The organism is Sorangium sp. So ce1036 (genome assembly GCF_051369805.1).
GTDB classification, from domain to species: Bacteria; Myxococcota_A; Polyangia; order Polyangiales; family Polyangiaceae; genus Sorangium; species Sorangium cellulosum_F.
This window is the reverse complement of sequence record NZ_JBBMOX010000001.1, coordinates 1,757,824-1,783,173: the sequence shown is the minus strand read 5'-3', so window position 1 is coordinate 1,783,173 and position 25,350 is coordinate 1,757,824. Positions and strand designations below refer to the sequence as shown.

The 25,350-nt window shown below is 72.4% G+C and carries 17 protein-coding genes; 7 read left to right on the top strand and 10 right to left on the bottom strand.

What is annotated here, in order from left to right; translation table 11 throughout:
• Window positions 1-4: 4 nt before the first annotated feature.
• The 3 genes from WMF31_RS06595 to WMF31_RS06585 all read right to left on the bottom strand — a co-directional run bounded on the left by WMF31_RS06595 (window position 5) and on the right by WMF31_RS06585 (window position 4,951).
• Complete coding sequence (locus WMF31_RS06595) at window positions 5-649, bottom strand: peptidoglycan-binding protein (protein WP_129352659.1); 645 nt, start codon at window positions 647-649, stop codon at window positions 5-7.
• A gap of 49 nt (window positions 650-698) precedes the next feature.
• Window positions 699-3,386: a type VI secretion system Vgr family protein gene (locus WMF31_RS06590; RefSeq protein WP_436601107.1), complete on the bottom strand. Its 2,688-nt coding sequence runs from the start codon at window positions 3,384-3,386 to the stop codon at window positions 699-701.
• A gap of 512 nt (window positions 3,387-3,898) precedes the next feature.
• Window positions 3,899-4,951, bottom strand: coding sequence for a Rieske 2Fe-2S domain-containing protein (locus WMF31_RS06585; protein WP_436601106.1), 1,053 nt, complete (start codon window positions 4,949-4,951; stop codon window positions 3,899-3,901).
• 209 nt (window positions 4,952-5,160) lie between these two features.
• Between WMF31_RS06585 and WMF31_RS06580 the strand changes: the two genes are divergently transcribed.
• The 3 genes from WMF31_RS06580 (at window position 5,161) to WMF31_RS06570 (ending at window position 8,659) form a co-directional block, all read left to right on the top strand.
• Window positions 5,161-6,165 (top strand): AraC family transcriptional regulator, encoded by a 1,005-nt coding sequence (locus WMF31_RS06580; protein WP_436601105.1) that lies wholly within the window; start codon window positions 5,161-5,163, stop codon window positions 6,163-6,165.
• Window positions 6,166-6,355: 190 nt separating this feature from the next.
• The gene (locus tag WMF31_RS06575) at window positions 6,356-7,102 is read left to right on the top strand and encodes a laminin G domain-containing protein (protein WP_436601104.1); all 747 of its coding nucleotides are present in this window, start codon (window positions 6,356-6,358) and stop codon (window positions 7,100-7,102) included.
• A 366-nt stretch (window positions 7,103-7,468) separates the two neighbouring features.
• The gene (locus WMF31_RS06570) at window positions 7,469-8,659 is read left to right on the top strand and encodes a vWA domain-containing protein (RefSeq protein ID WP_436601103.1); all 1,191 of its coding nucleotides are present in this window, start codon (window positions 7,469-7,471) and stop codon (window positions 8,657-8,659) included.
• 103 nt (window positions 8,660-8,762) lie between these two features.
• Here the strand turns inward: WMF31_RS06570 and WMF31_RS06565 are convergent, their stop codons facing one another.
• From WMF31_RS06565 to WMF31_RS06550, 4 genes are all read right to left on the bottom strand, one after another.
• The gene (locus WMF31_RS06565) at window positions 8,763-10,082 is read right to left on the bottom strand and encodes a glycoside hydrolase family 5 protein (protein WP_436601102.1); all 1,320 of its coding nucleotides are present in this window, start codon (window positions 10,080-10,082) and stop codon (window positions 8,763-8,765) included.
• 477 nt (window positions 10,083-10,559) lie between these two features.
• A complete protein-coding gene (locus WMF31_RS06560) occupies window positions 10,560-12,575 on the bottom strand; it encodes a PAS domain S-box protein (RefSeq protein WP_436601101.1) in 2,016 nt (671 codons plus the stop codon).
• Entirely contained in the window at window positions 12,565-13,695 is a 1,131-nt protein-coding gene (locus WMF31_RS06555; RefSeq protein ID WP_436601100.1) for a hybrid sensor histidine kinase/response regulator, read from the bottom strand. The genes WMF31_RS06560 and WMF31_RS06555 overlap by 11 nt, the downstream gene beginning before the upstream one ends.
• Before the next feature lie 136 nt (window positions 13,696-13,831).
• Window positions 13,832-14,938 carry a hypothetical protein gene (locus tag WMF31_RS06550; protein WP_436601099.1) on the bottom strand — a complete coding sequence of 369 codons (1,107 nt, stop codon included), beginning with the start codon at window positions 14,936-14,938 and terminating at the stop codon, window positions 13,832-13,834.
• Between the two features lie 477 nt (window positions 14,939-15,415).
• Here WMF31_RS06550 and WMF31_RS06545 point away from each other — a divergent pair, with 477 nt between their 5' ends.
• Entirely contained in the window at window positions 15,416-15,967 is a 552-nt protein-coding gene (locus WMF31_RS06545; RefSeq protein ID WP_436601098.1) for a CAP domain-containing protein, read from the top strand.
• 103 nt (window positions 15,968-16,070) lie between these two features.
• A complete protein-coding gene (locus WMF31_RS06540) occupies window positions 16,071-17,207 on the top strand; it encodes an acyl-CoA dehydrogenase family protein (RefSeq protein ID WP_436601097.1) in 1,137 nt (378 codons plus the stop codon).
• Between the two features lie 54 nt (window positions 17,208-17,261).
• Here WMF31_RS06540 and WMF31_RS06535 read toward each other — a convergent pair whose 3' ends face one another.
• The 3 genes from WMF31_RS06535 to WMF31_RS06525 form a co-directional block, all read right to left on the bottom strand.
• Window positions 17,262-18,899, bottom strand: coding sequence for a DUF1552 domain-containing protein (locus WMF31_RS06535; protein ID WP_436601096.1), 1,638 nt, complete (start codon window positions 18,897-18,899; stop codon window positions 17,262-17,264).
• 610 nt (window positions 18,900-19,509) lie between these two features.
• The gene (locus WMF31_RS06530) at window positions 19,510-21,441 is read right to left on the bottom strand and encodes a DUF4041 domain-containing protein (RefSeq protein ID WP_436601095.1); all 1,932 of its coding nucleotides are present in this window, start codon (window positions 21,439-21,441) and stop codon (window positions 19,510-19,512) included.
• 361 nt (window positions 21,442-21,802) lie between these two features.
• A complete protein-coding gene (locus tag WMF31_RS06525; RefSeq protein ID WP_436601094.1) occupies window positions 21,803-21,970 on the bottom strand; it encodes a hypothetical protein in 168 nt (55 codons plus the stop codon).
• A 292-nt stretch (window positions 21,971-22,262) separates the two neighbouring features.
• Between WMF31_RS06525 and WMF31_RS06520 the strand changes: the two genes are divergently transcribed.
• Together WMF31_RS06520 and WMF31_RS06515 are read left to right on the top strand one after the other, a co-directional pair.
• Window positions 22,263-23,372 (top strand): multiheme c-type cytochrome, encoded by a 1,110-nt coding sequence (locus WMF31_RS06520; RefSeq protein WP_436601093.1) that lies wholly within the window; start codon window positions 22,263-22,265, stop codon window positions 23,370-23,372.
• 151 nt (window positions 23,373-23,523) lie between these two features.
• Entirely contained in the window at window positions 23,524-25,197 is a 1,674-nt protein-coding gene (locus tag WMF31_RS06515; RefSeq protein WP_436601092.1) for a hypothetical protein, read from the top strand.
• Window positions 25,198-25,350: the final 153 nt, after the last annotated feature.

Genomic DNA, 25,350 nt, shown 5'->3' with positions numbered 1-25,350 from the left:
AGGGTCAGAGGAGGTGTCGCTCTTCCAGAGCGCGGCGGGTCTCGTCATCCATCGCGCCGGTCACCGGCAGCCGCTGCTCCGTCTGGAAGGCCATCAGCGCCAGCGTGACGTCCTCGGCCTCGACCTCCCCGGCGGGGGGCAAGAATCCCAGGTTGCGCAGGCGCTCGATCACCCCGCTCGGCTCATCGATCGGATCGAGATCGCCGACGAGCACGGGGATGACCAGGCCCGCGTCCGGCAGCCGGATCTCCACCTCGCGCACCAGCACGGGGACGTCGAAGGCCGCCTCGCCCTCCGCCGTCGTCGTGCCGCCGATCGGCTCGGCGCCCTCGCTCACCCCGTGCACCTCGAAGCGCTGTCCGGCGAGCGAGCGCATCGCGGACTCGAGCTTCAGCTTCACGTGCATCGCCGGCACCTTGGCCTTGTACCGGTTCATCGTGCCCACGTGGAGATCCAGCGCCGGCGCGGGCTCCGCCGGGACGTGGAGCACGTCCCCCGGGAGGAGCAGGTCCATGTTCTTCCGGCGACTCGACAGCTCCTGGTTCTTCTCGTGCCGCCAGAGCGTCTCGGCGTCGATGCCAGCCCGGAACGCGAGCTTCCGGAGGTGGTCTCCCTGCTGAATCACGTACGGTACCCACGGCTTCGCCAAGTCAACGCCTCCTTATCCTGCTCACGCGACGGCCCTCCGGGCGCGCCCTCTAGGCATGCGAGAGCTCGGTCAACTCGGGGAAACGGATCTTCGCCTTCACCCCCGCCGGCAGGTCGATCCTGGCCCTGCCGTCCTTGTCGGTGACGCCCATCCGCTGCGACCCGTCCTCGAGCAATATCAGGAAGCGCTGCTGTCCGAGCGGACGCCCCTCGCCGTCGACGAGGGCGATCTCCGTCGGCGGCGCCCTCTCGGCAGGCGGCGCCTCGGTCGCATGCTCCGGCGAGTTGAGCAGGATCCTCTCGCCGTCGACCTTCACCTCGACCCCCATGGCGAGGCGCGCCTTCTCGGTCCTCACGAGCACCCTGTCGCCGAAGTGGGCGTAGGCGCCGTCGGACGAGATCGTGATCCCCTCCTTGCTCGCCTCCACGCTCCCCTTCTCGCCCGCCACCCGCACCACCGGCCCGTGCAGCTCGATGCCGTCCTCGCCGATCCGGATCGACGAGCTGCCGCACCGGAGCGTGATCCCGCCGCCCGCCGTGAGCTCCATCCCGTCGTCGGCCGAGATGCTCGCGACCCCCTCGACCCGCAGCGTCATCGCGCGCTTCGCGTCGTGCTTGCCCACGATCACCGTGTGGTGGCCCGTCACCCGCGTCGTGAGATCCCCGAGGTAGCGCTGCTCCGCCGCGCCGCGGACCTCCAGATCGTCGCGCCCGTCGACGCGGATCGCGCGAACGACGCCGACCCGCTGGTCCAGGCCCTTCTGGACGACGTCGCGCCGCGCGCCGAGGTGCTGGAGCGAAGCGTCGCCCCGGACGATGTCCTCGCGGTCGCCGAGCACCTCGGTCGCGGCGTTCTTGACCACGGTGTCCTGCCGACTCCCCATCACGCGCAGCCGCTCGTCCGCGTGCACGGTCATGGCGTGATCGCGGCGGACGACCTCGTCGAGGTCCGCCTGCGCGTGGATGTGGATCCGCTCCTTGCCCGCCGCGTCCTCGAAGGAGATCTCGTTGTACCCGCGGCCGCCGGGGATCGATTGGGTCCGGATCCCGCTCTGCGTCTTGCTCGCGGGCAGCAGGAAGGGTGGCGGCTGCGTGGCGTGGTAGAGCGCGCCGATCACGACGGGCTTGTCGGGATCGCCGCCCTCGAACGCCACGGCCACCTCCATGCCCACCCTGGGGAAGAACTGGTGTCCGAACCCCGCGCCCGCCCACGGCTGCACGGCGCGGATCCAGCACGACGCGGTGTCGTCCTTCGTCCGGCGGCGATCCCAGTGGAACAGGACCTTGACGCGCCCCAGGGCGTCGACGTGCACGTCCTCCCCCGCGGGCCCGACGACGGTCGCCGTGATCAGCGCCTGCACCGTCCTCCGCCTGGGGCGGCGCGGGACGTAGGTGACCCCAGCCGGCACGCAGGTGAACGCGTTCGCGTAGGTCTCCTCCTCGCTCGCCACGCTGCCCCGGTGCTCGACCGACGTGACGACGTGCTCCCGGTTGAAGGCGCCGATCGGGTGCTCCTCGAGCCGGAAGCGGTGGCCTGGCGCGAGCGCCGCGCACAGGCTCTGCCCCTCGGCGCTCATGCGCTTGCGCGACGTCTGGCGGCGGATCCGGCGGGCCACCTCGTCGACGTCCTTCCAGTCGGGAAAGAGGAAGTGCCCGTCGTGCTCGTACGTCTCCAGGGCGCGGCGGGAGACGAGCCGCCGGAGCGCCGCGGCGGCCTGATCGAGGACGCCGGAGGCGGGCTCCTCGTCCTCGTCGCGGCTGACGAGCGTCGCGTTCGGGCGCTCGGGATCGTACTCGCGGTACTCGGCGACGTCGGAGCGGACCCGCCGCACCCCCTCGAACGCCGTGACCTTGTTGGCGCGCTCGGTCACGAGGCCGAGCGTCGAGAGGTAAACCAGCGGCGGCGCGCCGAGGCCGACCGTGACCGGCCCCAGCGACGCCTGCGTCGGCAGGTCGAGCGCGGCCGCCGCCCCCTCGACGGCTCCATGGAGGCCGTCCGACGCGATGGCCGGGTACGTCGACGCGTCGTCGCCGAAGACGATCGTCTCCTCGGGGTACACGATGCCGACGGCCGCGGCCTGCACGAACGCCGCGACATCGGCGGCCGGCGCCGGGGCGGCGAGCGCCGCGACCGCGGTGTGGACGAACGCCTCGACGCTCGCCGCGGGGGCAGCGAAGCGGTAGAAGATGCCCGCCTCGGCGAGCAGGCGGCTCACGAAGGCGAGGTCGCTCTCCTCGTATTGCGTGATGTACGCCCTGACGGGGTACTCGCGGGTGAGCTCCCAGCGCGTGGACATGCTCGCGCCGCGCAGGACGTGATCGACCACCTGATCGACGCGCTGGTTCTGGAAGATGCGCGAGCCGCGCTGGTGCCGCAGCAGCGCGATCGCGGGCACGAGGCGGAAGGTGTACTGCGCCGCGTCGTGGTGCGGGCGCACGCCCTGCGAGCGCACCGCCGCCACGACCCCGGGGATCACGCGCGCGGGGCCGCCGACGCGGAGGACGAGCACGGCGCGCTGGCCGAGCGCGAGGCGCTCCAGATCCTCGCCGACCAGCGCGCGGGAGGTGACCGTGATCTGGAACGAGTACGGCTTGCTGAGCGCCTCTCGCCCGCGGATCGCATGCACGCGGAAGTGGCCCGGTGGAAAGGGGAAAGCCGAGAAGAGGTACGGCGTGTCGCTCGGGTCGGTGCGCCCGGGCAGCCGGACGTCGGCCGAGAGGGAGGCCTGGAAGGTCATGGGGTCCTTGCGTGCGTCATCGTGGCTCCAGGCTGGCTCGATCCCGCTGCAGCCGGCCGCGCAGGAGCCGGAGTACCCGAAAGCCGAGAGCAACTCGTTCCCGTCAGGCCAGCCGGTGGGCCGGTCACCTCAACCTGGCCGGTCACCTCAACCTGGGTCCGGCCACCTCAACCTGGGCCGGTCACCTCAACCTGGGTCCGGCCACCTCAACCTGGGTCCGGCCACCTCAACCTGGGTCGGGTCCGGCCACCTCAACCTGGGTCGGGTCCGGCCACCTCAACCTGGGTCGGGTCCGGCCGGGTCGGGTCCGGTCACCTCAACCTGGGTCGGGTCCGGTCACCTCAACCTGGGTCGGGTCCGGCCACCTCAACCTGGGTCGGGTCCGGCCGGGTCGGGTCCGGTCACCTCAACCTGGGTCGGGTCCGGCCACCTCAACCTGGGTCGGGTCCGGCCACCTCAACCTGGGTCGGGTCCGGCCACCTCAACCTGGGTCGGGTCCGGCCCCCCCCGGCTCACCCTGCCGCGACGGGCAGCCGGCGCGGCGCCTCGGCGCGCGGCGCCTTGAGCCGCGCCCGCCGCAGCTTGTGCCAGGCGAGGATCCCCGCGTCGGCCCGCACGAAGCGGCACGCGTCCAGGTCGGGCTCGAGCGGCTCCGACGACGCGAGCATCCGCTCGTCCCCCGGCTGGATCAGCCGGAGCTCCAGCATCACGGCGAGCCAGGCCACGAGCCGCCCGAGCACCGGGATCGGCACGTAGTACCGCCCCAGGATCGCGGTCCGCCTCGCATCGATCGGCGCGCACGCCGCCACGCCCAGCGCGCGCCCCCCGAACGACAGGCAGAGCACGCCGGGGAAGCGCACCTCCATCGTGAACTTCCACCCCCGGCGCCCGTCCCAGGGCCTCCCGTCGTCGTGGCGGAGCACCCCTTCGGTGTGGATGGAGTCGCCCTCGGTGCGGACCTCGTAGGGGTCGAGCAGCGCGCCGACCCCGACGGCCCACGGCCGATGCGCGAACGGCAGGTGGTGGATGTCGAGCATGCCCTCCATCGCGCGCGCGAACGGCACGTCCCACTCCATCGTCGCCGTGTGGGCGTGCCGCTCATCGGGCGGCAGGCCGTCGAACCAGGGCACCGGGGGCAGCTCGGCCGGGCGCTCGCCCCAGAAGAGCCACACGAGGCCGCGGTGCTCGCGCACCTCGAAGCGGCTCAACGCGAGCGCGTCGCGCGCGCGCCCGGCGTCGCCGTCGCCCGCCGGCCCCGGCACCCGCGCGGCGCGGCCCTCGCAGGGGATGGCGACGCAGCGTCCGTCCGCGGCGAACCTGAAGCCGTGGTACGGGCACTCGATCGCGCCGTCCACGACGCGCCCCAGGCCGAGGTCCGCGCCGCGGTGCGGGCAGCGCGCCCGCGCCGCGACCAGGGCGCCGCGCTCGTCGCGGAACAGCACGATGCGCGCGCCGAAGCGCTCGACGGTGACCGGCCGCTTGCCCACGGTCGACGCGTCCGCGATGATGTACCAGGCGCCCTCGATGAACGAGCCGCGCCCCTCCTCGATGCCGTGCTCTCGCATGACGTTCCTCCGATTGCCCGGCAACGTGGGGCGCGCGCGGCGGGGAGGCAGTGACCGCGCGCGCCACAAGGGCTGACCCGCGGCGCCAGGCGGCCGCGGGCGCCACGACGGCTGCCCCTCGGCGCCAGGCGGCCGCGGGCGCCACGACGGCTGCCCCTCGGCGCCAGGCGGCCGGGGCGCCGCCGCGCGCGCCGACGATCTGGGCCCGCGTGGCCGGCCAGCTCGCGGATCACGCCGCGCGGCGCGGGGCGGACCGGGCGGCGCTGCTCGAGGCCGCGGGGCTCGCGCCCGCGGCGCTCGCCGATCCCGACGCGCGCGTGCCGCTCACGGCGTTCTATGCCCTGATCGAGGCGGCCGTGGCGGCCACGTCCGATCCGCACTTCGGCCTCGATTTCGCGGGGCGCTTGCGGCCGGAGCACTTCGACGCGCTCGGCTTCCTGGCCATGACGAGCCCCACGCTGGGCGAGGCGTTCCGCCGGATGCTCCGCTACCAGCAGCTCTGGAACGAGGGCGAGCGGTACACGCTGGAGCTCCGCGGGGCGCACGTGCACCTCGGGTTCACGCCGTTCGGGCCCGAGCGGCCGGCCCACGGGCAGATGGCGGAGATGTTCGCGCTCGACGTGCTCGTCAACGCGGGGCGGATGTGCGGCGACCCGCTCCCGGCGGCCCTGGTGCGGTTCCGCCACGCGCCGGCGGGCGATCCCGGCCAGAAGGAGCGGCAGCTCGGCGCGCGGCTCCTGTTCGAGGCGCCGGTGACCGAGCTGGTGGTGCCGGCGGAGGTGCTGGACCGGCCGCTGCCGCACGCGAACGAGGCGCTCGCCGGCTTCCTGGAGCGCCAGGTGGGCGCCATGACGGCGAGGCTGCCGGGGGCGGCGTCGTCCGCGGTCGCGGACCGCGTGCGGGCGGCGCTCGGGGAGCGGCTGCGCGAGGGGGCCGACCTGCCGGCGCTCGCGGCGCGGCTGCGGATGAGCCCGCGCACGCTCCAGCGCCGCCTGGGCGACGAGGGGACATCGCTCCATGCGCTGCTCGACGAGGTGCGGCGCGGGCGCGCGGCGGCGCTGCTGGAGGCGAACATGGCGATCGGGGAGGTCGCGTACCTGCTGGGCTACTCCGAGGCGAGCGCGTTCCACCGGGCGTTCCGGCGCTGGACCGGGATGACGCCGGAGGCGTTCCGCGCTCGGGCCAAGGGGGGGCGGGCGGCGTCCGGGGAGTGAGCGAGCGCCGCGCGCCGCGGGGAGAACACCCCTGTTGAGCTCGAATGCGCGAGACTCCCATCGATGAGACGTCGCGGCCGGGCGTCGACGGGCCGAGAGCGGCGTGCTCCAGGCTGCGCGCGCGCCCTGACGTGGCTATGCTGCGCGCGCTCTATCCTGACTTGCTGGATGGATGACTTCGGAGGACGACATGAACAATTCGAGCTGGCAGGGCGGAAAAGGGGTGATTGCCGGCGGGGCGCTCGCCGCGACGGCGCTGCTCCTCGGCGCCGCGGCGGACGCGGCGACGAGCCAGAAGCTCCGGTACCGGTTCGATTCGGTGTCCGATCCGGTGACCACGGTGGTCGACGACAGCGGAAAGGGCCACACGGGCACGGTTCAGACCGCCAGCGGCGGTGAGGTGGTGCCCGTCGCCGGCGCCGACGGCCTGGGGGTGCAGTTCCCGGAGGTGTGCACCGGCGCCGGATGCCCGCGCGCTGTCATCACCGCCGCGGACGCCGCCGCCCTGAACCCGGGCACCGCCCCGTTCACGTTCGGGGCCAGGGTCCGCCTCACCCTCGACGATCTGACCGCCGATCACGGGTCCAACCTCGTGCAGAAGGGGCTCTACGACACCGCCCAGTGGAAGCTGCAGATCGACGACGCCGCGACCGGCAAGCCGAGCTGCGTGGTGCGCACCGAGAATGGCGCCGACGCGATCAAGGTCAAGTCGCCGGTGGGGGTGGCCGACGGCGCCTGGCACAAGGTCTCCTGTCGGCGCACGAGCTCGGAGCTGATCCTCCTCATCGACAACGTCCCCCAGAACAGCAAGCCGATCGCCGCGAGCTACGACATCAGCCCCACCGGCGAGGAGGTCAGCATCGGCGCCAAGAGCGCCGGCAACAACAACGACCAGTACCACGGCGCCCTCGACGACGTGTACTTCAACCTCGACTGAGCTCCTCCGTCGCGGCCGAGCTCTTCCCGTCCCCAGGACGAGCTGGTGCGCCGATCCGTCCAGAATGGCAGGACCGCGCGACGACTCACCCCATCCATGCTCCGGCGGCCTGGGCGAATCTCACCTCCGCAGCGCCGGTGAAACACAACACCTAACTTCACGAACTTCTGCCTTCTTGGCAATCCCATCGCATCATTTCCTGGCCAGGCGCCGGCCGGCCGGGCTCCTTCAGCTATGCTTCCGGCGAACCATGGGCACCCGGAAACGGGACGCGCGGGGCGTGCGCGCTCCGGGGGCCTCACGCCGTTTCAATGGCCCCGGCGCTGGCAATGGGGCGCCAGCGCGCGCTGACGGAGGACGCATATCATGAAATTGCTCACACCTATCGTTTCGGTGCTGGCCGTGGTCGCGCTCGGACTCGCGTGTGGGAGCAGCGGTGCCGTCGACGGCGACAGCGGCCCTCAGAATTCAGGCGACGCCAATTCAGGCAGCGGGAGCGCGGGCGAAGGTGGCTCGCCGAGCTTCGGCGGCGCCGGTCCGGGCGGAACGGGCCATGACGGCTCGTCGGGCGATGATGAGGCGTGCGCCACCCAGACGGCCAGGGCCGACCTCGAGCCCGTGTATCTCGCCTTCGCGTTCGACGTGTCGGGCAGCATGGGCGCGGCCGACGAGCTCTGGCACGACCGCTCGCTGAAGTGGGATCCCGTGGTCAAGGCCACGAAGCAGTTCTTCGCAGATCCGCTGTCCCGGGGGATCTCGGCGTCGCTCACGTTCTTCCCCAGCGAGCATGAGGAGAACGACACGAAATGCAGCGCCGAGACCTACACGACCCCGGATGTCGCGATGACGCCGCTGCCCTCTCCCGTGTTCGCCGAGGCGATCGACGCCATCACGCCGGAGACCGACGACGACTGGCGAGGCGGTACGCCCACGCCGTTCGTGATGCACGGGACGATCTCGCTGGTCGAGGCGCTGCGGCAGGCCACGCCCGGGAGATACGCCATCGTCCTCGTCACGGATGGTTATCCGCAGGGCTGCGGCGAGCGGAACAACCGGATCTCGCGCGTGGTGGACGAGGCGAGCGCGGCGCTCGCGAAGGACATCCCGACGTACGTCATCGGGGTCGCCAACCCCCCGTTCCCTGACGCGCCGGAGACCGTCGCGGACATGGACCAGGTCGCCGTGGCGGGCGGAACGGAGCACGTCTACCTGATCGACACCGGCAACCCCGAGTCCACCACGGCCGCGTTCAAGGCCGCCGTCGACGCGATCCGCGGCGCCGCGGTCTCCTGCACCGTCGAGATCCCGCCGGCCCCCGACGGGAGGAGCTTCGACGCGCAGAAGGTCCGTGTGACGTACCGGAGCGGCGACGGCGAGCCGACCGCGCTCACGTACGACCAGGGCTGCGCGACCCAGAGCGCGTGGCGCTACGACAGCCCCGAGGACCCGGCCGCCATCGTGCTCTGCGAGAGCACGTGCGCCGCGATCCAGGCAGATCCGGAGGCGGCCCTGGGGGTCGACTTCACCTGCGAGGACGTGATCGTCATCCCGCGCTGATCGATGGGAATCGACCGCCGCCCTCGCCGGGCGCGGCGGCGCCGGAAACGAGGGAGGCCCCGCGCGGGGCCTCCCTTCACCTACCCGCACCGCGGAGACCGCATCACCGGCTCGGCCACGGCGCCGACGCGTAGGTCGCCTCGGTGTTCGGAGGCGTCGCGCTGGCCGTGGTCCGCGCCGTGAAGCGCACCACCGTGCCGGCGGGGACGTGGCGGCTGATCGCCCACTCGCCCCACGACTGGTACTGAAGGTCGTAGCTCGACGAGCCCACCTGCGCCTTGACCGAGCCGACGTCGGTCAGGCGGCCCGACGGCGGGACGACCTTCACCTGGATCCACCAGTTGTTGATGTTCGGCGACACGGTGAATTGAAAGGTTGACGTCGTGCCTCCGCCGCCGCTTCCGCCCGTGCCTCCGCCGCCGCTTCCGCCCGTGCCGCCTCCACCTCCGCTGCCGCCCGCGCCGCTGCTGCTGCTCCCTTCCAGGATCTTCGCCTTCACCCACCTGCCCGACTCGGTCAGCGACGAATCCGGCCAGTTGCCGCCAGGACCGGCCCCGGGGCGGAGCGCGGAGGCCGTCTCGTCCTTGTCGAACAACGACCAGTTGGCCCAGCTGATCTTCCTCGTGTCCAGCCAGCTCATCCAGGTCTGCGACTCGCTCAGGTTGAGCCCGCCGTTCCCCGACGCGTCGCAGGTGCCGAACTCGGTCACGAACAGCGGCAGCCCCCTGTCGAGGGCGGTCTGCGCCTTGCGACGCAGCGACTCCCTGTGCGTGTTCGCGTAGAAGTGCAGCGTATAGGCGATGTTGGACCGCCCAGTGATGGGGTCGCTGGCGGCGACGTCCACGTCCTGCGACCAGGTCGGCGTGCCCACCACGATCACGTTGTTGGCGCCCTGGGCGCGGATCGCGTCGATCACCTCGACGGCGTACGGCTTGATCCTGGACCAGGGCTCGTTGTCCGGCTCGTTGAAGATCTCGAAGATCACGTTGGGCGTGTTCTTGTACTCCCGCGCCATCTCGGTGAAGAACGCCTTCGCCTGGTCCTTGTGATCGGTGGCGCTGTGATCGTGCCAGTCGATGATCACGTAGATGCCCTTGTCGACCGCGGCCCGGACGACGGTCCTCACCTTCTCCTTCTCGGCCGTCGGGTTCGTGAGGTATCCGCCCGACTCGACGGCCATCGCGGCGCGGACGACCGTCGCGCCCCAGCTGTCCGCGATCGTGTTGACGACCGACGCGTTGTAGAACGAGCCGGCCCACTGGCTCCAGAACAGGCTCATGCCCTTGAGCTGGACCTGCCGCCCGTGCTGGTCCCGGAGCTGATTGCCCACGATCTGGAGCGCGCCGTGCGTGTCCACCGGCCTGCTCGACGCCGCGAACGACCCCTCGTCCGTGGGCTCCATCACGCTCTCTTCGCCGCTCACGTCCTCCGCCGAGGCCACACAGCCGCCCAGCGCGGCCGCCTGCACCGCGGCAAAGCACAGACCGAGCCGGGTGCTCGCACCCGCCAACCAACCAGAAAGCAAGCCATTCATCGTGTCCTCCAGGGCTCTCCCGCCGGGTCCGCCGGGCCACGAGAGGGCACCTCCGGGACGTGCCCCGCACACCCACGGCGCGGCCGGACGCCTGCTGGCCGGGCAGCCGCCGGCGCGGTGAGCCTGCGGGCGACGAGCGTCGCGGGAGCGCCGCGTCGTGACGACCGATGCGCAACCAAGCTGGTCAAAGGAAGTCGACCCTCGCCCGCAGCCCCGGGGACGAGCCCGGAGACGGCAGCACGAGAGCCTGCCAGGCTCTTAGCAGACGCCGGCCAGATCTTGAATCCTCAATTTGGAACGGGCGCGAAGTGAAGCGCTGGTGAATCTTTCGATCTCACCTCGACCGCCGGAGCGCCGGGCCCGGGCTCAGGACGCGGCCGGAATGAGCAGCTCCTCGAGGACGGCGGTCAGCTCGTCGACCCTCACCGGCTTGGTCAGGTAACGATAGAACCCGGCCTGCTCGGCGCGGCGGGTGTCCCGGGCCATCGCCGCCGCGCTGAGCGCGATCACGGGGATATGGCTCGTCTCGGGCATCTCCCGCAGCTTGCGCACGGCGTCGTAGCCGCTCATGCCGGGGAGGTTGATGTCCATGATGACGACCTCGGGCCGCCGCGCCCGCGCGATCTCGATGCCGATCTCGGCCGTCGGCGAGGTGATCAGGTGGACCCGCTCGAACTCCGAGATGAGCTCCTCCATGAAGGCGATGTTCGACGGGTTGTCCTCGACGTACAGCACCGCGTGGCGGACGCCGCCGGGCCCGGCGAGCGGCGACGTCTCCAGGCGCGCCTCCGGCAGCCCCGCTGCGGCGGTCTCCTCCCTCGCCTGGTAGGCGGGGAGCTCGACCCAGAACTCGGATCCCTCGCCCGGTACGCTGCTGAACCCGACGCCGCCGCCCATGATCTCCGCGAGCCGCTTGGTGATGGCGAGCCCGATCCCCGTCCCCTCGATCGGCCCGGTCTCCTGGCCGGCGCGCTGGAACGGCTGGAAGAGCTTCGCGTGCTGCTCGCGCGCGACGCCCATCCCGTCGTCCGCCACGCAGATCCGCACGAGCCCGCCCGCCGAGATCGACACCACGAACGTGGCGCGCCCCCCCTTCCGGCCGTACTTGATCGCGTTCGAGCCGTAGTTCATGAGGATCTGCGCGAACCGCGTGCGATCCGCGGTGATCTTCGGGATCTCCCGGGGGAAGGGCGCGAAGGCGAGCGTGATGCCGGCGCGCTGCGCCATCGGGTCCAGCGTCGCCTTCACCTCCTCCAGCACCTCGAGGACGCTCACCGGCTCGAGCGACACCGTCACGCGGCCGGCCTCGATGCGCGAGAGGTCCAGGATGTCGTCGATGAGCTTGAGCAGGTGCTCCCCGCCCTTCAGGACGTGCTCTATCCGCTCCTTCTGGCGATCGGTGAGCGGCGTCTTCCGGTCGCGGTGCAGGAGCTGCGCGAAGCCCAAGATCGCGTTGAGCGGCGTGCGCAGCTCGTGGCTCATCGAGGAGAGGAACTCGCTCTTCGCGGAGCTCGCGGCCTCGGCGAGCGCGCGCGCCTTGCGGAGCTCCTCGGCGCGCTGGACGTCGCCGGTCATGTCCCAGAACGTGCACACGGTCCCCCCCTCGGCCGTGCGGCGCTCGCTCATGCGGAGGCTGCGCCCGTCGCTCGTGCCGACCTCCAGCGCGCCGCTCGGCGCCTCGTGGTAGGCGAGCAGCCGGGCGCGAAAGGCCGCCGCGTCCTCGTCGCCGAGCGCGAAGGTGCCCGCGCCGAGGATGTCGTCGAAGAGCTCGACGTAGCCCCGCCCGACGATGGGGCCGCTCACCTTCGCGCCGAGCCAGTGCCGGTACGCGCTGTTGCAGAGCGCGAGCCGATCCTGCGCGTCGAACACGGCGAACGCGCCCTGGATGCTCTCGACCGCGCTCCGGAGCAGGTCGTTCGCCCGCCTGGCCACGGCCTCCAGGTGCTTGCGCTCGCTGATGTCGCGGATGGCGCTCGAGACGAGCGTGCCCCGCTCGGTCTGCAGCGGGCTCAAGCTGATCTCGACCGGGAACTCGTCGCCGCCCTTCCGGCGGCCGAACAGCTCCAGCCCCGATCCCATCGGGCGCGCCCTGGGCGCGGCGATGAACGCCGAGCGGTGCCCGACGTGCGCCTGCCGGTAGCGCTCCGGGAGCAGGATCTCGATGGCCTGGCCGACGAGCTCGTCGCGCGCGTAGCCGAACATCTGCTCGGTCTGGACGTTGACGAACACGATGCGCGCCTGCTCGTCGACGACCACCATGGCGTCGGGCGCCGCGTCGATGAGCTGGCGAAACGTCTCGTCGTCGATCATTTCATCTCCCGCGCCGGCCGGCGCCTGCGCCTCGCGATGCGGGCGCTCCTCGGGTGTGTGCTCACGCGTCATCGGGCAACCTCACGCAGAAGACGGCGCCGGGCGCGTTGTCCTCGACCCAGATGCGCCCGCCGTGCGCCTCGACCGCCATCTTGCAGAACGCGAGCCCCAGGCCGCGGCCCGCCCGCTGGGCGGACTGCGCGTCGGCGTCGAGCTGGACGAAGCGCTCGAACACCCGCGCGCGCATCTCGGGCGGGAGCCCCCGCCCGGAGTCCGCCACGCGGAGCTCCACCTCGGCGCCGTCCTTGACCGCGCTCACGGTCACCGCGGTCCCGACCGGGGCGTGGAGGATGGCGTTCTCGAGGAGGTTCTCGATCGTGCGGCGCAAGAGGTCCGGATCCGCCTGGACGGCCGGCGCCTCGACGGCCTCGCGGAGCGACAGCGACCGGGAGCTCGCGCGCAGCTCGAGCGCGGCGAACAGCTCGCCGACGAGCGCGCGGAGGTCGACGCGCGCGCGCTCGGGGGCGAGCCGCCCCTCCTCGCTCTTGCTGATGTCGAGCAGGTTGTAGACGAGCCGCAGGAGCGACCGCGCCTGGTCGCGGATGTGCCGCGCGGAGTCGCGCGCGTCCTCCGGGAGCCCGCGGTCCCGGAGCAGGACCTGCGCGTGCAGGTCCATGCTGCTCACGGGGTTCTTGAGGTCGTGCACGACGAAGGCCATGAGCTGCTCCTTCTGGAGCTGGAGGCGCATGAGGGCGTCGCGCTGCTGCCGGACGCGCTCGACGTGCTCGCGCAGCTCCGCGCCGAGCCGGCGCATCCGGAGCGCCGTCTGCACCCGCACGAGCAGCTCCGCCGGGCGGACCGGCTTCGTCAGGAAGTCGTCCCCGCCGGCGCGCAGCGCGCTGTCGAACGTGTCGACGTCGCGGAGCGCGGTCAAAAACACGATGGGCGTGTCCGCGCCCTCGGGCAGGCCGCGGATCCGGGCGCACACGGCGAAGCCGTCCATCCCCGGCATGCGCACGTCGAGCAGCACGCAGTCCGGCCTGTGGCGCTCGAACTGGCCGATCCCCTCCTCGCCGGAGGCGGCGAGCACGACCTCGTAGCCGTCGTCCTCGAGCGTCGCCTGCGCGAGGGCGCGGTTCTGCTCGTTGTCGTCGACGACGAGCACCCTGGATCTCGGCTCCTGCTGCTCCATGCGCCCTCCTCGGCGGCGCGAGCTTACATGCAAACGGGCCGGCCGGGGCGCGGGCGCGCGCAGCGCCCTGCCCCGGCCGGCCCCCGGACGATCGCCGTCGCCCGGCCGCGGCGCGGGGGCCGCGGCCGGCCCGCGATCACTCGATCTCGAGCTCCGCCATCACCTTGCCGCTGGCCGTGAGCCCGGCCTCGACGTTGATGAGCGCCGTCTCGATGGCCCGGCCCGCCGGGATGAGGCACGCCGTCGCCTTCACGCTGCCGCCGACCGCGCCGTCGAGGTTGGCCGAGGCGTCGACCACCGCCTGGGCGTTGTCGACGAGGAGCTGGCCGCGCGCCTTGGCCACGACCAGCAGCCGCGGCAGGTTCGCCTTGAGCGTCGCGATCGCCGCGCTGAGGTCCTCCTCACCCGAGATCTCGACGGACGGCTCCTTGCAGTCGGCCTTCGCGCTCGCGCTCGCCTCGCAGGAGCCGCTGCACTCCGCGCTGCCCTGGCACTCGGCGCTCGGCGGCTCGAGCTGCGCCTTGCACTTCGGCGCCTCGTACTCGACCGAGCAGCCGCCCGTGCAATCGGCGTTGCACTTCACGTCGACGCCGGCGTCGATCTGGCACGAGCCGCGGCACTCGCCCTTGCAGGTGCCCTCGCACGCGCCGCGGCACTCGCCGTTCGCCCCCTCGACCGAGCAGGCGCCGTCGCACTCGCCCTCGCACGTGCCCTGGCACGTCCCCTCGCAGGCGACGGCCAGGTTGGCCGAGCCCTCGCACGTGCCGGTGCACTCCGCCGTGCACCGGCCGGAGAGCTTGCCGGGATCGCAGCGCGCGACGATCTGCCCCGGGTCCACCTGGCACTCGACGTTCGCGCTGCACTTCGCCTCGCAGTTCGCCTGCACGCTCGCGTCGATCGTGCAGCTCGGCGGCTGGAAGCTGATCGTGAGCTCGCCCGACACGGCCGCGAGCCGCTCCACCGCGAGGTCGCACCACGCGTTCGCCCGCGCGCTCGGGCTCGTCGCCGTGACCTCCCCCGGGTCCGCGCCGAGGTCGATCGCGATCGCCTGACACGCGTTCGTGACGTCCGTCACCATCGCGCCCGCGGCGCCGGTGAAGTCCGACACCGATTGCATGAAAGCACCATAGTTGAGCTCGGCCTGAGCATCGAGCCCCCACTCCACCGAGGCGAGATCGGCGCCCGGCGTGAACTCGCTACAACACAGGTCCTGCTGCGCCTTGGAGACCTCCTCACATCCCATCAGCGGAAGCGCGGAGAGCCCGGCCAGCGTGAGAGGGATTGTCGCGATTCGCCACGTCGTCCGGATGTTCATCGGGAAACTCCTTGGTTGGTTGTCGGGAGCGCTGCAGGTGCCGGCTCGCCACAGACGAGCGGCGATCGCCCGCGAACACGGCCGCTCACCACCGATTCGTCCCCGGTGGCGGCCGTGGCCTTCGAAGCGCGGCGAGAATAGCTCACAGATCGGCCCCGCTGACAAGGACCACGTTGTGGAATTCTTCCTGTTCTGGACGGCGCCCTCGGCGGGCTCGCGGGCCGCGCGCAATCGAGGGCTGCGTGCGAGGGCCGATGGTGGTCGCCGCGGCGCGCGGCGACCGCCGAGCGCCGACCTCCGGACGTCCGGGGGCGAATCATCGGCAGATGGCCTGTCGTGGATTGCCATGGCCCATCATCGAATTGCCTGTTGCAGAGCCCCGTCGGGCCGTAGGACAATCGCCGCGTGACGACGCTCGGTCCACGGCTCCCCAGGCACGCGCTGGTCTCTCTCCTGTCTCTCGCGCTCGCGGCCGGGTGCGGTGGCACGTCGGGCGACGAGGGCCTGGCCGGCGAGCCGCCCGCGATGCACGGGATGACGGCGGCGCACAACAGCGCGCGGGCCGCGGTCGACCCGCCCGCCGCCCGGCCGCTCCCGCCCCTGTCGTGGTCGCCGGAGCTCGCCGCGGTGGCCCAGGCCCACGCCGACGGGTGCGTGTTCGGCCATAGCAAGGGCACCTACGGAGAGAACCTGTTCGCCACGGGCGGCGCGTCCGCCACACCGGAGGACGTGGTCGCCACCTGGGTCGAGGAGGCAGCGTATTACGACCTCGAGGACAACTCCTGCAGCGGCACCTGCGGGCATTACACCCAGGTGGTGTGGGCGAGCTCCCTCCGGCTCGGCTGCGGCGTCGCCGATTGCAAGGGCAACTCGCCGTTCGGCGGGGGCTCATGGCAGCTCTGGGTCTGCAATTACGATCCTCCGGGCAACTTCATCGGCCGGCCCCCCTACGAATGACCGGGCTCTCCCGGCGTTCCAGCGCTCTGCGGCGGTCATGGGCGGTCATGTCGGCGCCCGCGAGCCCTCCCCGCCCCTCGCCCGCTCTGGTATCGCAGCCGCGATGGACTTCGGATGGACCCCTGCCCAGCGCGCCGTCCACGATCGCATGCGCGCCCTCGGCGCCGAGGCCGACGCCGCGGCCCCGGAGGAGCGCATGCGCGTCCTCGCCCGGGGCGGCGCGCTCGGCCTGCCGATCGCCCGCGATCTCGGCGGCGAGGGCCTCGACCTCGTCACGACGGCGCTCGCCTACGAGGGCCTCGGCGCGACGCTGCGCGACGGCGGCGTCCTGCTCGCCGCGGGGGCGCACCTCTTCGGCGTGGCGCTCCTGCTCGCGCGGGTGGGCACCCTTGCGCAGCAGCGCGCGTGGCTGCCGCGGCTCGCGCGCGGCGACGCCATGGCGACCGTCGCGGCGACCGAGGCCGGCTCCGGCTCGGACATCGCGTCCGTGGAGGCCGCGGCCGAGCGCACCGCCGCGGGGTACCGGCTCACGGGCGAGAAGCGGTTCGTGACCTGGGCCGACGGGGCCGACGTGTACTTCGTCGTGGCGCGGGACGGCGGCGAGGGCGGCGCCGCCGCCCCGGCGCGCGGCCTCACGGCGCTGCTCGTCCCCCGCGCGAGCGCCCCCGCGGGGAGCGTCCGCGCCGGCGCGCCGCTCGCGACCGCGGGCCTGCGCGGCGCCCGGCTCGCGCCCGTGTCGTTCTCCGGCTGCGAGCTCGGCGAGGGCGCGCTCCTCGGCCGCCCGGGCGCTGGCCTCGCCGTCTTCCAGATCGCGATGACCTACGAGCGCGCGCTGATCCTCGCCTTTCGCCTCGGCGCCATGGAGCGCGCCCTCGGCGAGGCCGTGCGCTTCGCCCGCGAGCGCGCGATCGGCGGCCACGCGATCGCGCGCCACCAGGCGATCGCCCACCGCATCGCGCACATGAAGCTGCGGCTCGAGACCTCCCGGCTGCTCGTCTACCGCGCCGCGTGGGAGCTCGATCAGGGCCGCCGCGGCCAGGCCGAGGCCGCGCTCGCCAAGTGGCACGCCGCCGACGCCGCGCTCCAGTCCGCGCTGGAGGATCTCTCGATCCGCGGCGGGGCCGGGTACCTCGAGGAGAGCGGCCTGCCGTCGGCCGTGGACGACGCGCTGGGCGGCGGCATCCATTCGGGGACGGCCGACGTGCTCGCCACGATCGTGGCCCGGTGGCTGGGTCTTTGACGACGCCGGCGCCAGCGGCCGCACCCCCCGCGACCGGCTCGGGGACGAGGCCGCTCAGGCGCTCGCCCTGAGCGCGGCGAACTCGCCTGGATCATGGATGGTGGGGGGGTTGATCCCGCCACCGATGAAGTCCTCCGTCCGGTCGTACATGCCGAAGTGGGTCACCGGCGCCGGACCGCCCGGCGCCGGGAAACCGTCCGCGCCTGCCTTGACGCCGAGGGCGTTCATCAAGTTGCAGTAGTACTTGTTGATCGGCGCGTTGGCGAGCGACGGATCGGTCCCCGTGGACTGGGTGTGTCCGTTGACCTCGCTCGGAGCGCCGTCGACACACGCGCTCTCGCTGTTGCCGGTCGTGAGATCGGGCGAGCCGTCCTCGACGTTCACCGCCCAGCCGGTCTTGAAATAGCCGCCGGCGCTGCCGACCTGGACGATCGGAAGGTTGTTGAGGTTGCGGGCGTTGCCGTCCGACACGTCCTGGAACCAGACGGCCGCGCAGTTATCGAGGAGCGTCCCGTCGCCCTCGTCGATACGGCTCAGATGCTCGACGAGGTTGGCGAACTTCCTCGCATGGTAATCGTCGATCTTGAGGAGCATGTCGATCACACCGGGGACGCAGGAGCCCCCAATGCTCGTACTCCCTGTGCGATTCGCGAGATCACTGCACAAGCTCGTCAGGCCGAGCCCCCCAAAAACGTGGCTCCCGGGGTACTTCAGGAAGATGACGGGGTTCGCGTTGCACGCCGCCGCGAGCACGGCGAGGTTCGAATAGAGGTCCGCCCCGTCCATGCTGTCCGAGATTCGCCGCGTCAGCACGTCTTCATCGAGGCTCCGGGGCGCGCTCGCCAGGTCGACGTTTTCTTGCGTCACACCGAGCGCCGCGGCGACGGACGTGTTGCACTGCGCAGAAGCGACGGTCCTCACGGTCTCGTGGAGGAGCGCCTTCCATGCCTCCAGCTTGTTCCTGTCCGCCTGGCTCATGTCGAAGCGCGCGAGCGTGTCGAGATCGTCCCGCACGAGGTCGATGATGCTCTTGCCGCGGACGGCCTGGTACGTGTCCGGAGACGGGAGGGGGTCCGAGAACAAGCCCGTGAGCCTGGCCAGGATCTCCGCCGGCGCGCCCAGACCCGGATACAGGGTCTCGGGCGCCGAGTACGAAATCGCCCTCGAAGAGACGTCGTTCATGTTTCCCACGCGCATGAGCAGCGGCTCGCCGCCCGGGCTGAGCTGTCGTGCGATGACGTGGTCCAGCGAGGGACCGGTCGGCATGGCGTTGAACTTCGTCTCGGCGACGTACCTGAACGGGTCGTCGCTGTTGGGAGTGACCGGGTGGCACGTGAAGTACGACCCGTTCACCTGCGTATGGCGATCGTTCCCCTGCCCTCGCTTCAGGTCCGGCGTCCACTCGTTCATCGCGCGGATGCCGCGGGGCATGAGGAGCTTGTCGACGTAGGGCGTCAGGTGCTTGAGCGTCGTCGACTGGAGGTCCGCGGCGGTGAGCGGGCCGTGCGACTTCTTCGGGAAGAAGCGCGTCGTGATGCAGCCATAGTGCGTGTACATCACGATCAGCCGCCTCGGCGGCGTGGCCGGCTGCGCCTTCGCGGCGCGGCCTGCGATCGAGCCGAGGAACGGCGCCGCGACGCAAGCCCCGCCCAGGCCCCGGAGGACAATTCTTCGACTCACGCGCTTTGCCATGATTGTATTTTCCTGGCCTCGATGGACGCCAACGCCCGGCTGCCGCTCGGAACGCCCTCGGGGCGCCCGCGTTCGCCACGTCTCCATCCTCTCTATATGCCCGCAAGGCCGTTGACGTATTTCGCCACGCCGGGCGCGCTCGTCGAGCGGAGGCGAGCCGTCGCGCGGGGGCCGCATTGGGCGCAGCAGCGGCACCGCGCGAGCCGGACCTCTCGGCCCGAGCTGAGCGGCGGTCGCCGCCGGAGACCGCGCCGGCGCGGCGCCGTCTGCGCCGGCGGAGCGGCCGACGTCGCGTGGGGGCATCGGAGGTGACGGAACGACGGGAATATTGTAGCCGTAGCGATCGCTGTGCGGCGCCACGTACCTGGCCCTGGCTTGCTGATCGCGGGCGCGTGCGCCGCCGCGCCGGACGCGCCCGCGCGGCCGAGAGGCGAGGTCGAGGCGCCGGCCGGCGGCGCGCTGCCTGGGACCGCGGAGGCGGCGCGGGTGCCCATGCCGAGGCCGGGGCGGGCGCGGCTCGGTCATGCTGAGAGGTAGCGTGCATCCTGGCGGAGGCCGGCGCGCCGGCGTGCTTGCGCCGCTCTGCTACTGGCCTTGATGGGCGCTGGCGTCAGGCGGTGGCCTCGGCGAGATCGCGCTCGAACGTTGGTACGGCTTCGGCCTTCGCCTGCGCCTCCAGCCAGGCGGCTTCGTCGAAGGTCTTGTTCGCCATCGCGCGCTCGATGGCCTGCGTCTCTCGGAACTCCCGCGCCTCGGCCGTCAGCGTCCACGTCACCTCCAGCGACATCCGCTCGATCTCCTGGCGGATATCGTGGAGCGGCACACGGAAGAACTCCTTGCGGGGGTTCACCTTGTTCACCTGGTTCCGGACGAACCGCTGGTGAAGCGCGCGCTCGAGGGACGGTGCATCCTGGCTCGAGATCATCGCGTGCACGTCGAACTCGAACGGCACGCTCGCGTCGCCCAGCTCACGGACTCGGTCCAGGGGCTCGAGCCGCCGCGTCATGCCGATCTTGTAGACGTGCTCTCCGAACGAACCGACATTCGAGATGACGTAGACGTGCCCGGCCTTCGTCTGCTGCGCCATCGAGACGGCGCGCTGGTTCTTCTCCTCCGCGGCGCGGAGCCGCTCGGAAAGTTCGAGGAGCTTCTGCTCGTATTTGGCGCGCTCTTCGTCGTTCGCCTTCTCCACGTCGCGACGTGCCTTTTCCATCGCCTTCCTGATCGTCTCCTCCTCCTTCTCGGCCTCCTTCTTCGCCTTCTCGAACTCGCGCTGTGCTCGCTCCTCCTCCCGGATTCGCTCCTTGATCTGCCGCTGCTCCTCGCGCTCCTTCAGCTTCAGCTCCTGCGCGATCACGGCCCATCGGAGCTCCTCGAGCCGGGCGTCGAGGAACTCGGGCAAGATGCGCGCCTCGCGGAACGCGCGCCCGTTCTGGTTCACCAACAGGAACGCATCCCGGATTTTCTGCTGCAACGTCCCGAAGTTGTCGTGCCGAACATCGGCGAGAATCGTGTCCACCTTGCCATTGAACGCGTCGAGCACGAAGGCGATGGCCGTCGTGCGCCGGTTCGCCTCCACGTACTCGCACGTGGCCGCCGCACCGGAGCTTATCATGTCGCGGCACTTGCCGCGTGCCGCCTTTAGGCGCTGTCCTGCCTCGGCGAAACCAAACTCCTCGGCGAGCTCGTCCAGGAGACCCGCCGTCGGCATGACGTAGCGATCGCCGTAGCCCTCGATAACGTTCTTCATCGCCTGCGCGGTTTGCTCGAGGCGCTTCGCTTCCCGTTGCGCGGTGAGCGCAGCGCCGGCGATCTCCTCGGCGCGCCGGTTCGCGTTGTCCACGATGCGCGCCGCGTCGGCAGATGCCTGGGCCAGCGTCGCCTCGATGGAGGCGCGCGCCGCCGCCTGGGAGGTCTGCGCCTCCGCCGAGACCTGCGCCTTCAATGCGTCGGCCGCGGCATGCGCCTGGGCGTTCGTGTCGCGCGCCTCGGCGAGGAGGCGATCGGCCTCTCGTCGGGCGCCAGTAGCGAGCTCCGCCGCAGCAGCCTCCGCGTGTGCCCTGAGCTGCGCTGCCCACATCTCGGTCTGCGCCTTCAAGGCGTCGGCCGCGGCGTGCGCCTGGGCGTGCGTGGCGCGCGCGTCGGCGAGGAGACGATCGGCCTCCCGTCGGGCGCCGGTGACGAGCTCCGTCGCAGCGGCCTCCGCGTGCGCCCTGCGCTGCGCTGCCCACGTCTCCGTCTGCGCTCGTATTCCGGCGGCGGCGGCTTCAGCGTCGACGACCGTCTGATAGCGGCTCAGACGCTGGAGTTGCTCCTGCAGGCTCGCGACGTGCTGGCAAAGACCTCCATTCGTGTCGAGCGCCCGCTTGAGCTCGCCGTTCACCTGCTGGAGTGAGCTCTCCATTTGACGCAGCGAGCCCTCCGCTTGCCGGAGCGAGCCCTCCGCTTGCCGGAGCGAGCCGCTGGTCTTGTGCTCCTTGGATGCGAAGAACGCCGCGGTCGCGAGCGCGACCACGAACAGAACGATGAGAACGAGCTCCACGATGCTCCTTCTGCGGACGGCAGCACGCCGCACCACAAGAGTACTCGAGCGTCGTGTCGCGCGTCCCGGCTCGAACCTGATGACGGCATATCTTTGTCAAGAGCGGGAGCATCTCTCAATACTCCTCACGACATCAGAGTCGTCGCACATCGCGCCAGCACGCACGACGCCCTACGCCGGCGCCAGCGTGAACGTCGCATTCGCTCGTCCCCGAGCGCCGGAGGCCTGGACGGCCGCATCGTTGCACTTGCCCACCTCCACGGATAAGAGGCGGGGATCCTTGTGCCGGCGCGTCGCGAGCGTCCGTGCCTTTCGGGAGGGCGCTCCGGCCCTGCGGCGTTCGTCGGTGAGCGGTCGCGCTTCAGGTCCTCGGGATACGCCACGTCGCGCCGACACGGAAGAAGAACGCGCCCGGGATGCTCTGCCCGCCTCCGGGGATGCCGTCATCGTCGTCGTTCATCGGCTCGAAGCGGCGGAACAGGCTGTGGCCGGCCTGGGCGGTCAGCCACACCGAGGAGAACGCGCGCACGCCGAGCGTGACGCCCGCGGTCGCGACCGACGGGGCTCTATCGAGGGCTGAACGCGCTCGGCTCGCCGGCGGACCGCCTCGCCTATGTACAGGAGCTGGCGCGGCAGACCCTGGCGCCCCCGGCGACCATGACCTCGCCGGCGCGGTGATGGCGCGCCGCCGGCCGCGCCGGCGCAGCGCCGTCTGCGCCGGCGGAGCGGCCGATGTCGCGCGGGGGCCTCGGGGGTGACGCAGCGACGGGAATGTTGTAGCCGAAACGATCGCTGTGCGGCGCCATGTACCTGGCCTTGGCTTGCTGATCGCGGGCGCGTGCGCCGCCGCGCCGGACGCGCCCGCGCGGCCGGGAGGCGAGGTCGAGGCGCCGGCCGGCGGCGCGCTGCCTGGGGCCGCGGAGGCGGCGCGGGTGCCCATGCCGAGGCCGGGGCGGGCGCGGCTCGGGGCGGCGGCGATCGCGAACCAGGCCTGCGAGGGGTGCCACGAGGAGGTCGCGCGGGAGTGGCGCGCGTCGCTCCACCACCGGGCGAACACCGAGCCGGCCTACCGGCGGGCGTTCGCGATCGAGCCGATGCCGTTCTGCCGGGCTTGCCACGCGCCCGAGGCGAGGCCGGAGGAGCCGGCGCCGGAGGCGGTCGGGGCGCTCGGGGTGGGGTGCGTGACGTGCCACGTGACGGGCGACGGCGAGGGCGAGCTCGCGGGGCAGGCGGTGGCGCCGGTGCTCGCGGCGCCGTGGGCGGGGAGCGGGGCGCCGCCGGCGGCGCCGCACGCGGTGATCCGGGACGCGCGGTTCGGGGGCGCGGACGCGTGCGCGGCCTGCCACGAGTTCGCGTTCCCCGCGGCGCGAGGGCGGTCGACCGCGGCGCTGATGCAGTCGACCCTCACCGAGCACCGCGCGTCGCCGGCCGCGGACCGGCCCTGCGCGGCGTGCCACATGCCGCGCGGGCCCGGGGGGCGGCGCGGCCACGGGTTCTCAGGCTCGCGGGACGAGGCGCTCGTGCGGAGCGCCGTGGCGGTGACGGCGCGGCGGCCCTCGGCGACGCGCGTGGCGGTGACGCTCGCGCCCGCGAACGCGGGGCACGCGTTCCCGACGGGGGATCTGTTCCGGAGGCTCGAGGTGTCGGCGGAGGCGCTCGGGCCCGACGAGCTGGTGCTGGGGCAGGCGGCGCGCTACCTGACGCGGCACTTCGCGCTGCGGCCCGGGGCGATCGGGCGGAAGCTCGTGGCCGACGATCGGGTGCACGCGGCGCCCGTGACCGTGGAGCTCGACGTCGGGGCCGCCGGCGAGGGGCGGACGATCGCGTGGCAGGTGGCCTACCAGCGGGTGGCGCACCCGAACGGGGTGGACCTGCGCGACGCGGAGATCGAGGGCGAGATCCGGGTGGCGTCGGGGAGGCTCGCGCCGTGAGCGGACGAGGGATCGGCGCGAGGGGGGAGCACGCCGGCGGGGCGAGCCGCCCGGGGTGCGGTGGGCGGCCGAGCGGCCAGCGGGTCGAGATGGAGAGCGTGCGAGCGCGGCGCGGCAGCTCGGCGCGGCCGCGCCTGGACGAGGAGGAGCGATGATCGGGCGAAGGGCGCGGTGGGGGCTGGGCGGGCTCGGGATGGCGCTGGCAGGGTGCGGATCGGCGCCGGCGCCGCAGGCGGCGGACGGGCCGCGCGCGGAGGCCGCAGCGCCGGGGCCGCGCGCGGAGGCCGCAGCGCCGGGGCCGGGCGCGTCGGGCACGGCAGGCGCGGCAGGCGCGGCAGGCGCGGCAGGCGCATCGCGTACCGTGGGCGCGCCGGGCGCGACGGGCGGGGTGAAGGCGGACGAGGCGACGCGGCCGGCGCCGCCGCCGAGGTCGGCGTTCACGCCGGTGGCGCAGGTCCCGGCGGGGATCGATCTGCGGCTGCACCCGGTGGAGGGGGCGCTGCTCGTGTCGACCACCCACCCGATGGCGCTCGAGGGGGAGTCGATGGGCTCCGCGGTCGGCGTGCTGAAGGACGGGAAGATCGAGTTCCCGAAGCGGCTGCGCGTGCCGGGGTGGTCGGTGATTGTGGTCGGCGTCCACGGGCGTTATCCCGACCAGCTCGACCTGATCGCGACGGGCACCACGGGCCGCACCGGCATCGCCGAGCACTACGTGCTGGGGGCGCAGGGCTGGGTGCAGCGGGGGAGCGACCCGGGGCTGTGGTTCACCGGGGTGGCGAGGATGGGCAGCTCGCTCGTGGGGCTGGCGGGGCCGACGATGCTCGGGGCCTCGAGGTTCGTGACGCTGCGCGGGCCCAGGGTGGGGCTGACGATCACGCAGGCGCCCAGGAAGGAGCCGTGTCGCGGGTGGGAAGCGCCGCTGCCTCAGCCGGAGCCCGCGGTCCACCCGGCGGCCTTCGGGGCGACGCGCGATGGCACCGCGCTGAGCTACGGGACCGACTGCAGCGGGGAGAGCGTCCTGGAGGTATGGAAGCCGGGCGAGAAACGCGCGACCCTCCTGCCCGTCCCGCCGCAGTCCGGGGGGCAGAGCTCCGGCGATGAGCGCACGCTGATCCTGCCGGGCCCCGGCGAGGGCGAGGCGTGGATCGTGGACGGGGGCGTGCTCCGCTACCAGGGTGGGGAGCCGAAGCCGATCGACCCGCCGGCGAAGGGCGCGCACGTGCTCACGGCGTCGGCGGCGCCGGACGGCACGCTGTGGGCGATCGCGGACGGGGCGCTGTTCGCGCGCAAGGGCGAGGCCTGGGAGCCGGCGCCGCTGCCCGACGGGGTGAAGGCCCAGGACGTGGCCGTGGGGAGCGATGGGGCGGTGTGGGTGGCGGCCGGCGGGGCGATCCTGAAGCACGGCGGCGCCGGCGAGGCCGCGGGCGCGGCGTCGGGGACCATCCAGCTCCAGCAGGGGCCGCCGCCGAAGCCCAGGGCAAACCGCCCCTTCCCCAGGCCCGGCGGGCCGGAGTGCCCGCAGAACCTCGTGGTGCTCTACACGTTCAGCAAGACGGCGCCCGATGACTACGACTTCCCGCTGACGCGCAAGGCGCTCAAAGGACGCACGGAGTTCTCGCCGGCGCGCTTCGTGGTGACGCGCGACATGGGGCAGCGCTTCCTGGCCGCGTTCGTGCCGAGCTGGGATCTCGCGAAGCGGCTGCAGGAGCGGATCAAGGCCGATGTGCACGGCTCGACGCCGCAGATCGTGTGCGCCGAGCCGGAGGTGGTGCGGGAGCTGAAGCTGGATCTGAAGACGGGAGAGCCATCCTCAACGAAACGCTGAAACTGTTTCCGCGTGCCGCCGCTTGTCCGGCGGGGCGCGCTCCTCAAGCATGGACGAACACCACGACGAGGAGACGACATGCATCGGTTTGCCCATCTCAAGCTCGAGCTCGAGCTCGCGAGCCTGACCCTGGCCGCGACCAGAACAAGCTCG

Coding starts and splice junctions, on each gene's coding strand:
- WMF31_RS06590 (WP_436601107.1), bottom strand. CDS start 3,386: ATGACCTTCCAGGCCTCCCTCTCGGCCGACGTCCGGCTGCCCGGGCGC.
- WMF31_RS06585 (WP_436601106.1), bottom strand. CDS start 4,951: ATGCGAGAGCACGGCATCGAGGAGGGGCGCGGCTCGTTCATCGAGGGC.
- WMF31_RS06575 (WP_436601104.1), top strand. CDS start 6,356: ATGAACAATTCGAGCTGGCAGGGCGGAAAAGGGGTGATTGCCGGCGGG.
- WMF31_RS06570 (WP_436601103.1), top strand. CDS start 7,469: ATGAAATTGCTCACACCTATCGTTTCGGTGCTGGCCGTGGTCGCGCTC.
- WMF31_RS06560 (WP_436601101.1), bottom strand. CDS start 12,575: ATGACGCGTGAGCACACACCCGAGGAGCGCCCGCATCGCGAGGCGCAG.
- WMF31_RS06555 (WP_436601100.1), bottom strand. CDS start 13,695: ATGGAGCAGCAGGAGCCGAGATCCAGGGTGCTCGTCGTCGACGACAAC.
- WMF31_RS06550 (WP_436601099.1), bottom strand. CDS start 14,938: ATGGGATGTGAGGAGGTCTCCAAGGCGCAGCAGGACCTGTGTTGTAGC.
- WMF31_RS06540 (WP_436601097.1), top strand. CDS start 16,071: ATGGACTTCGGATGGACCCCTGCCCAGCGCGCCGTCCACGATCGCATG.
- WMF31_RS06535 (WP_436601096.1), bottom strand. CDS start 18,899: ATGGCAAAGCGCGTGAGTCGAAGAATTGTCCTCCGGGGCCTGGGCGGG.
- WMF31_RS06515 (WP_436601092.1), top strand. CDS start 23,524: ATGATCGGGCGAAGGGCGCGGTGGGGGCTGGGCGGGCTCGGGATGGCG.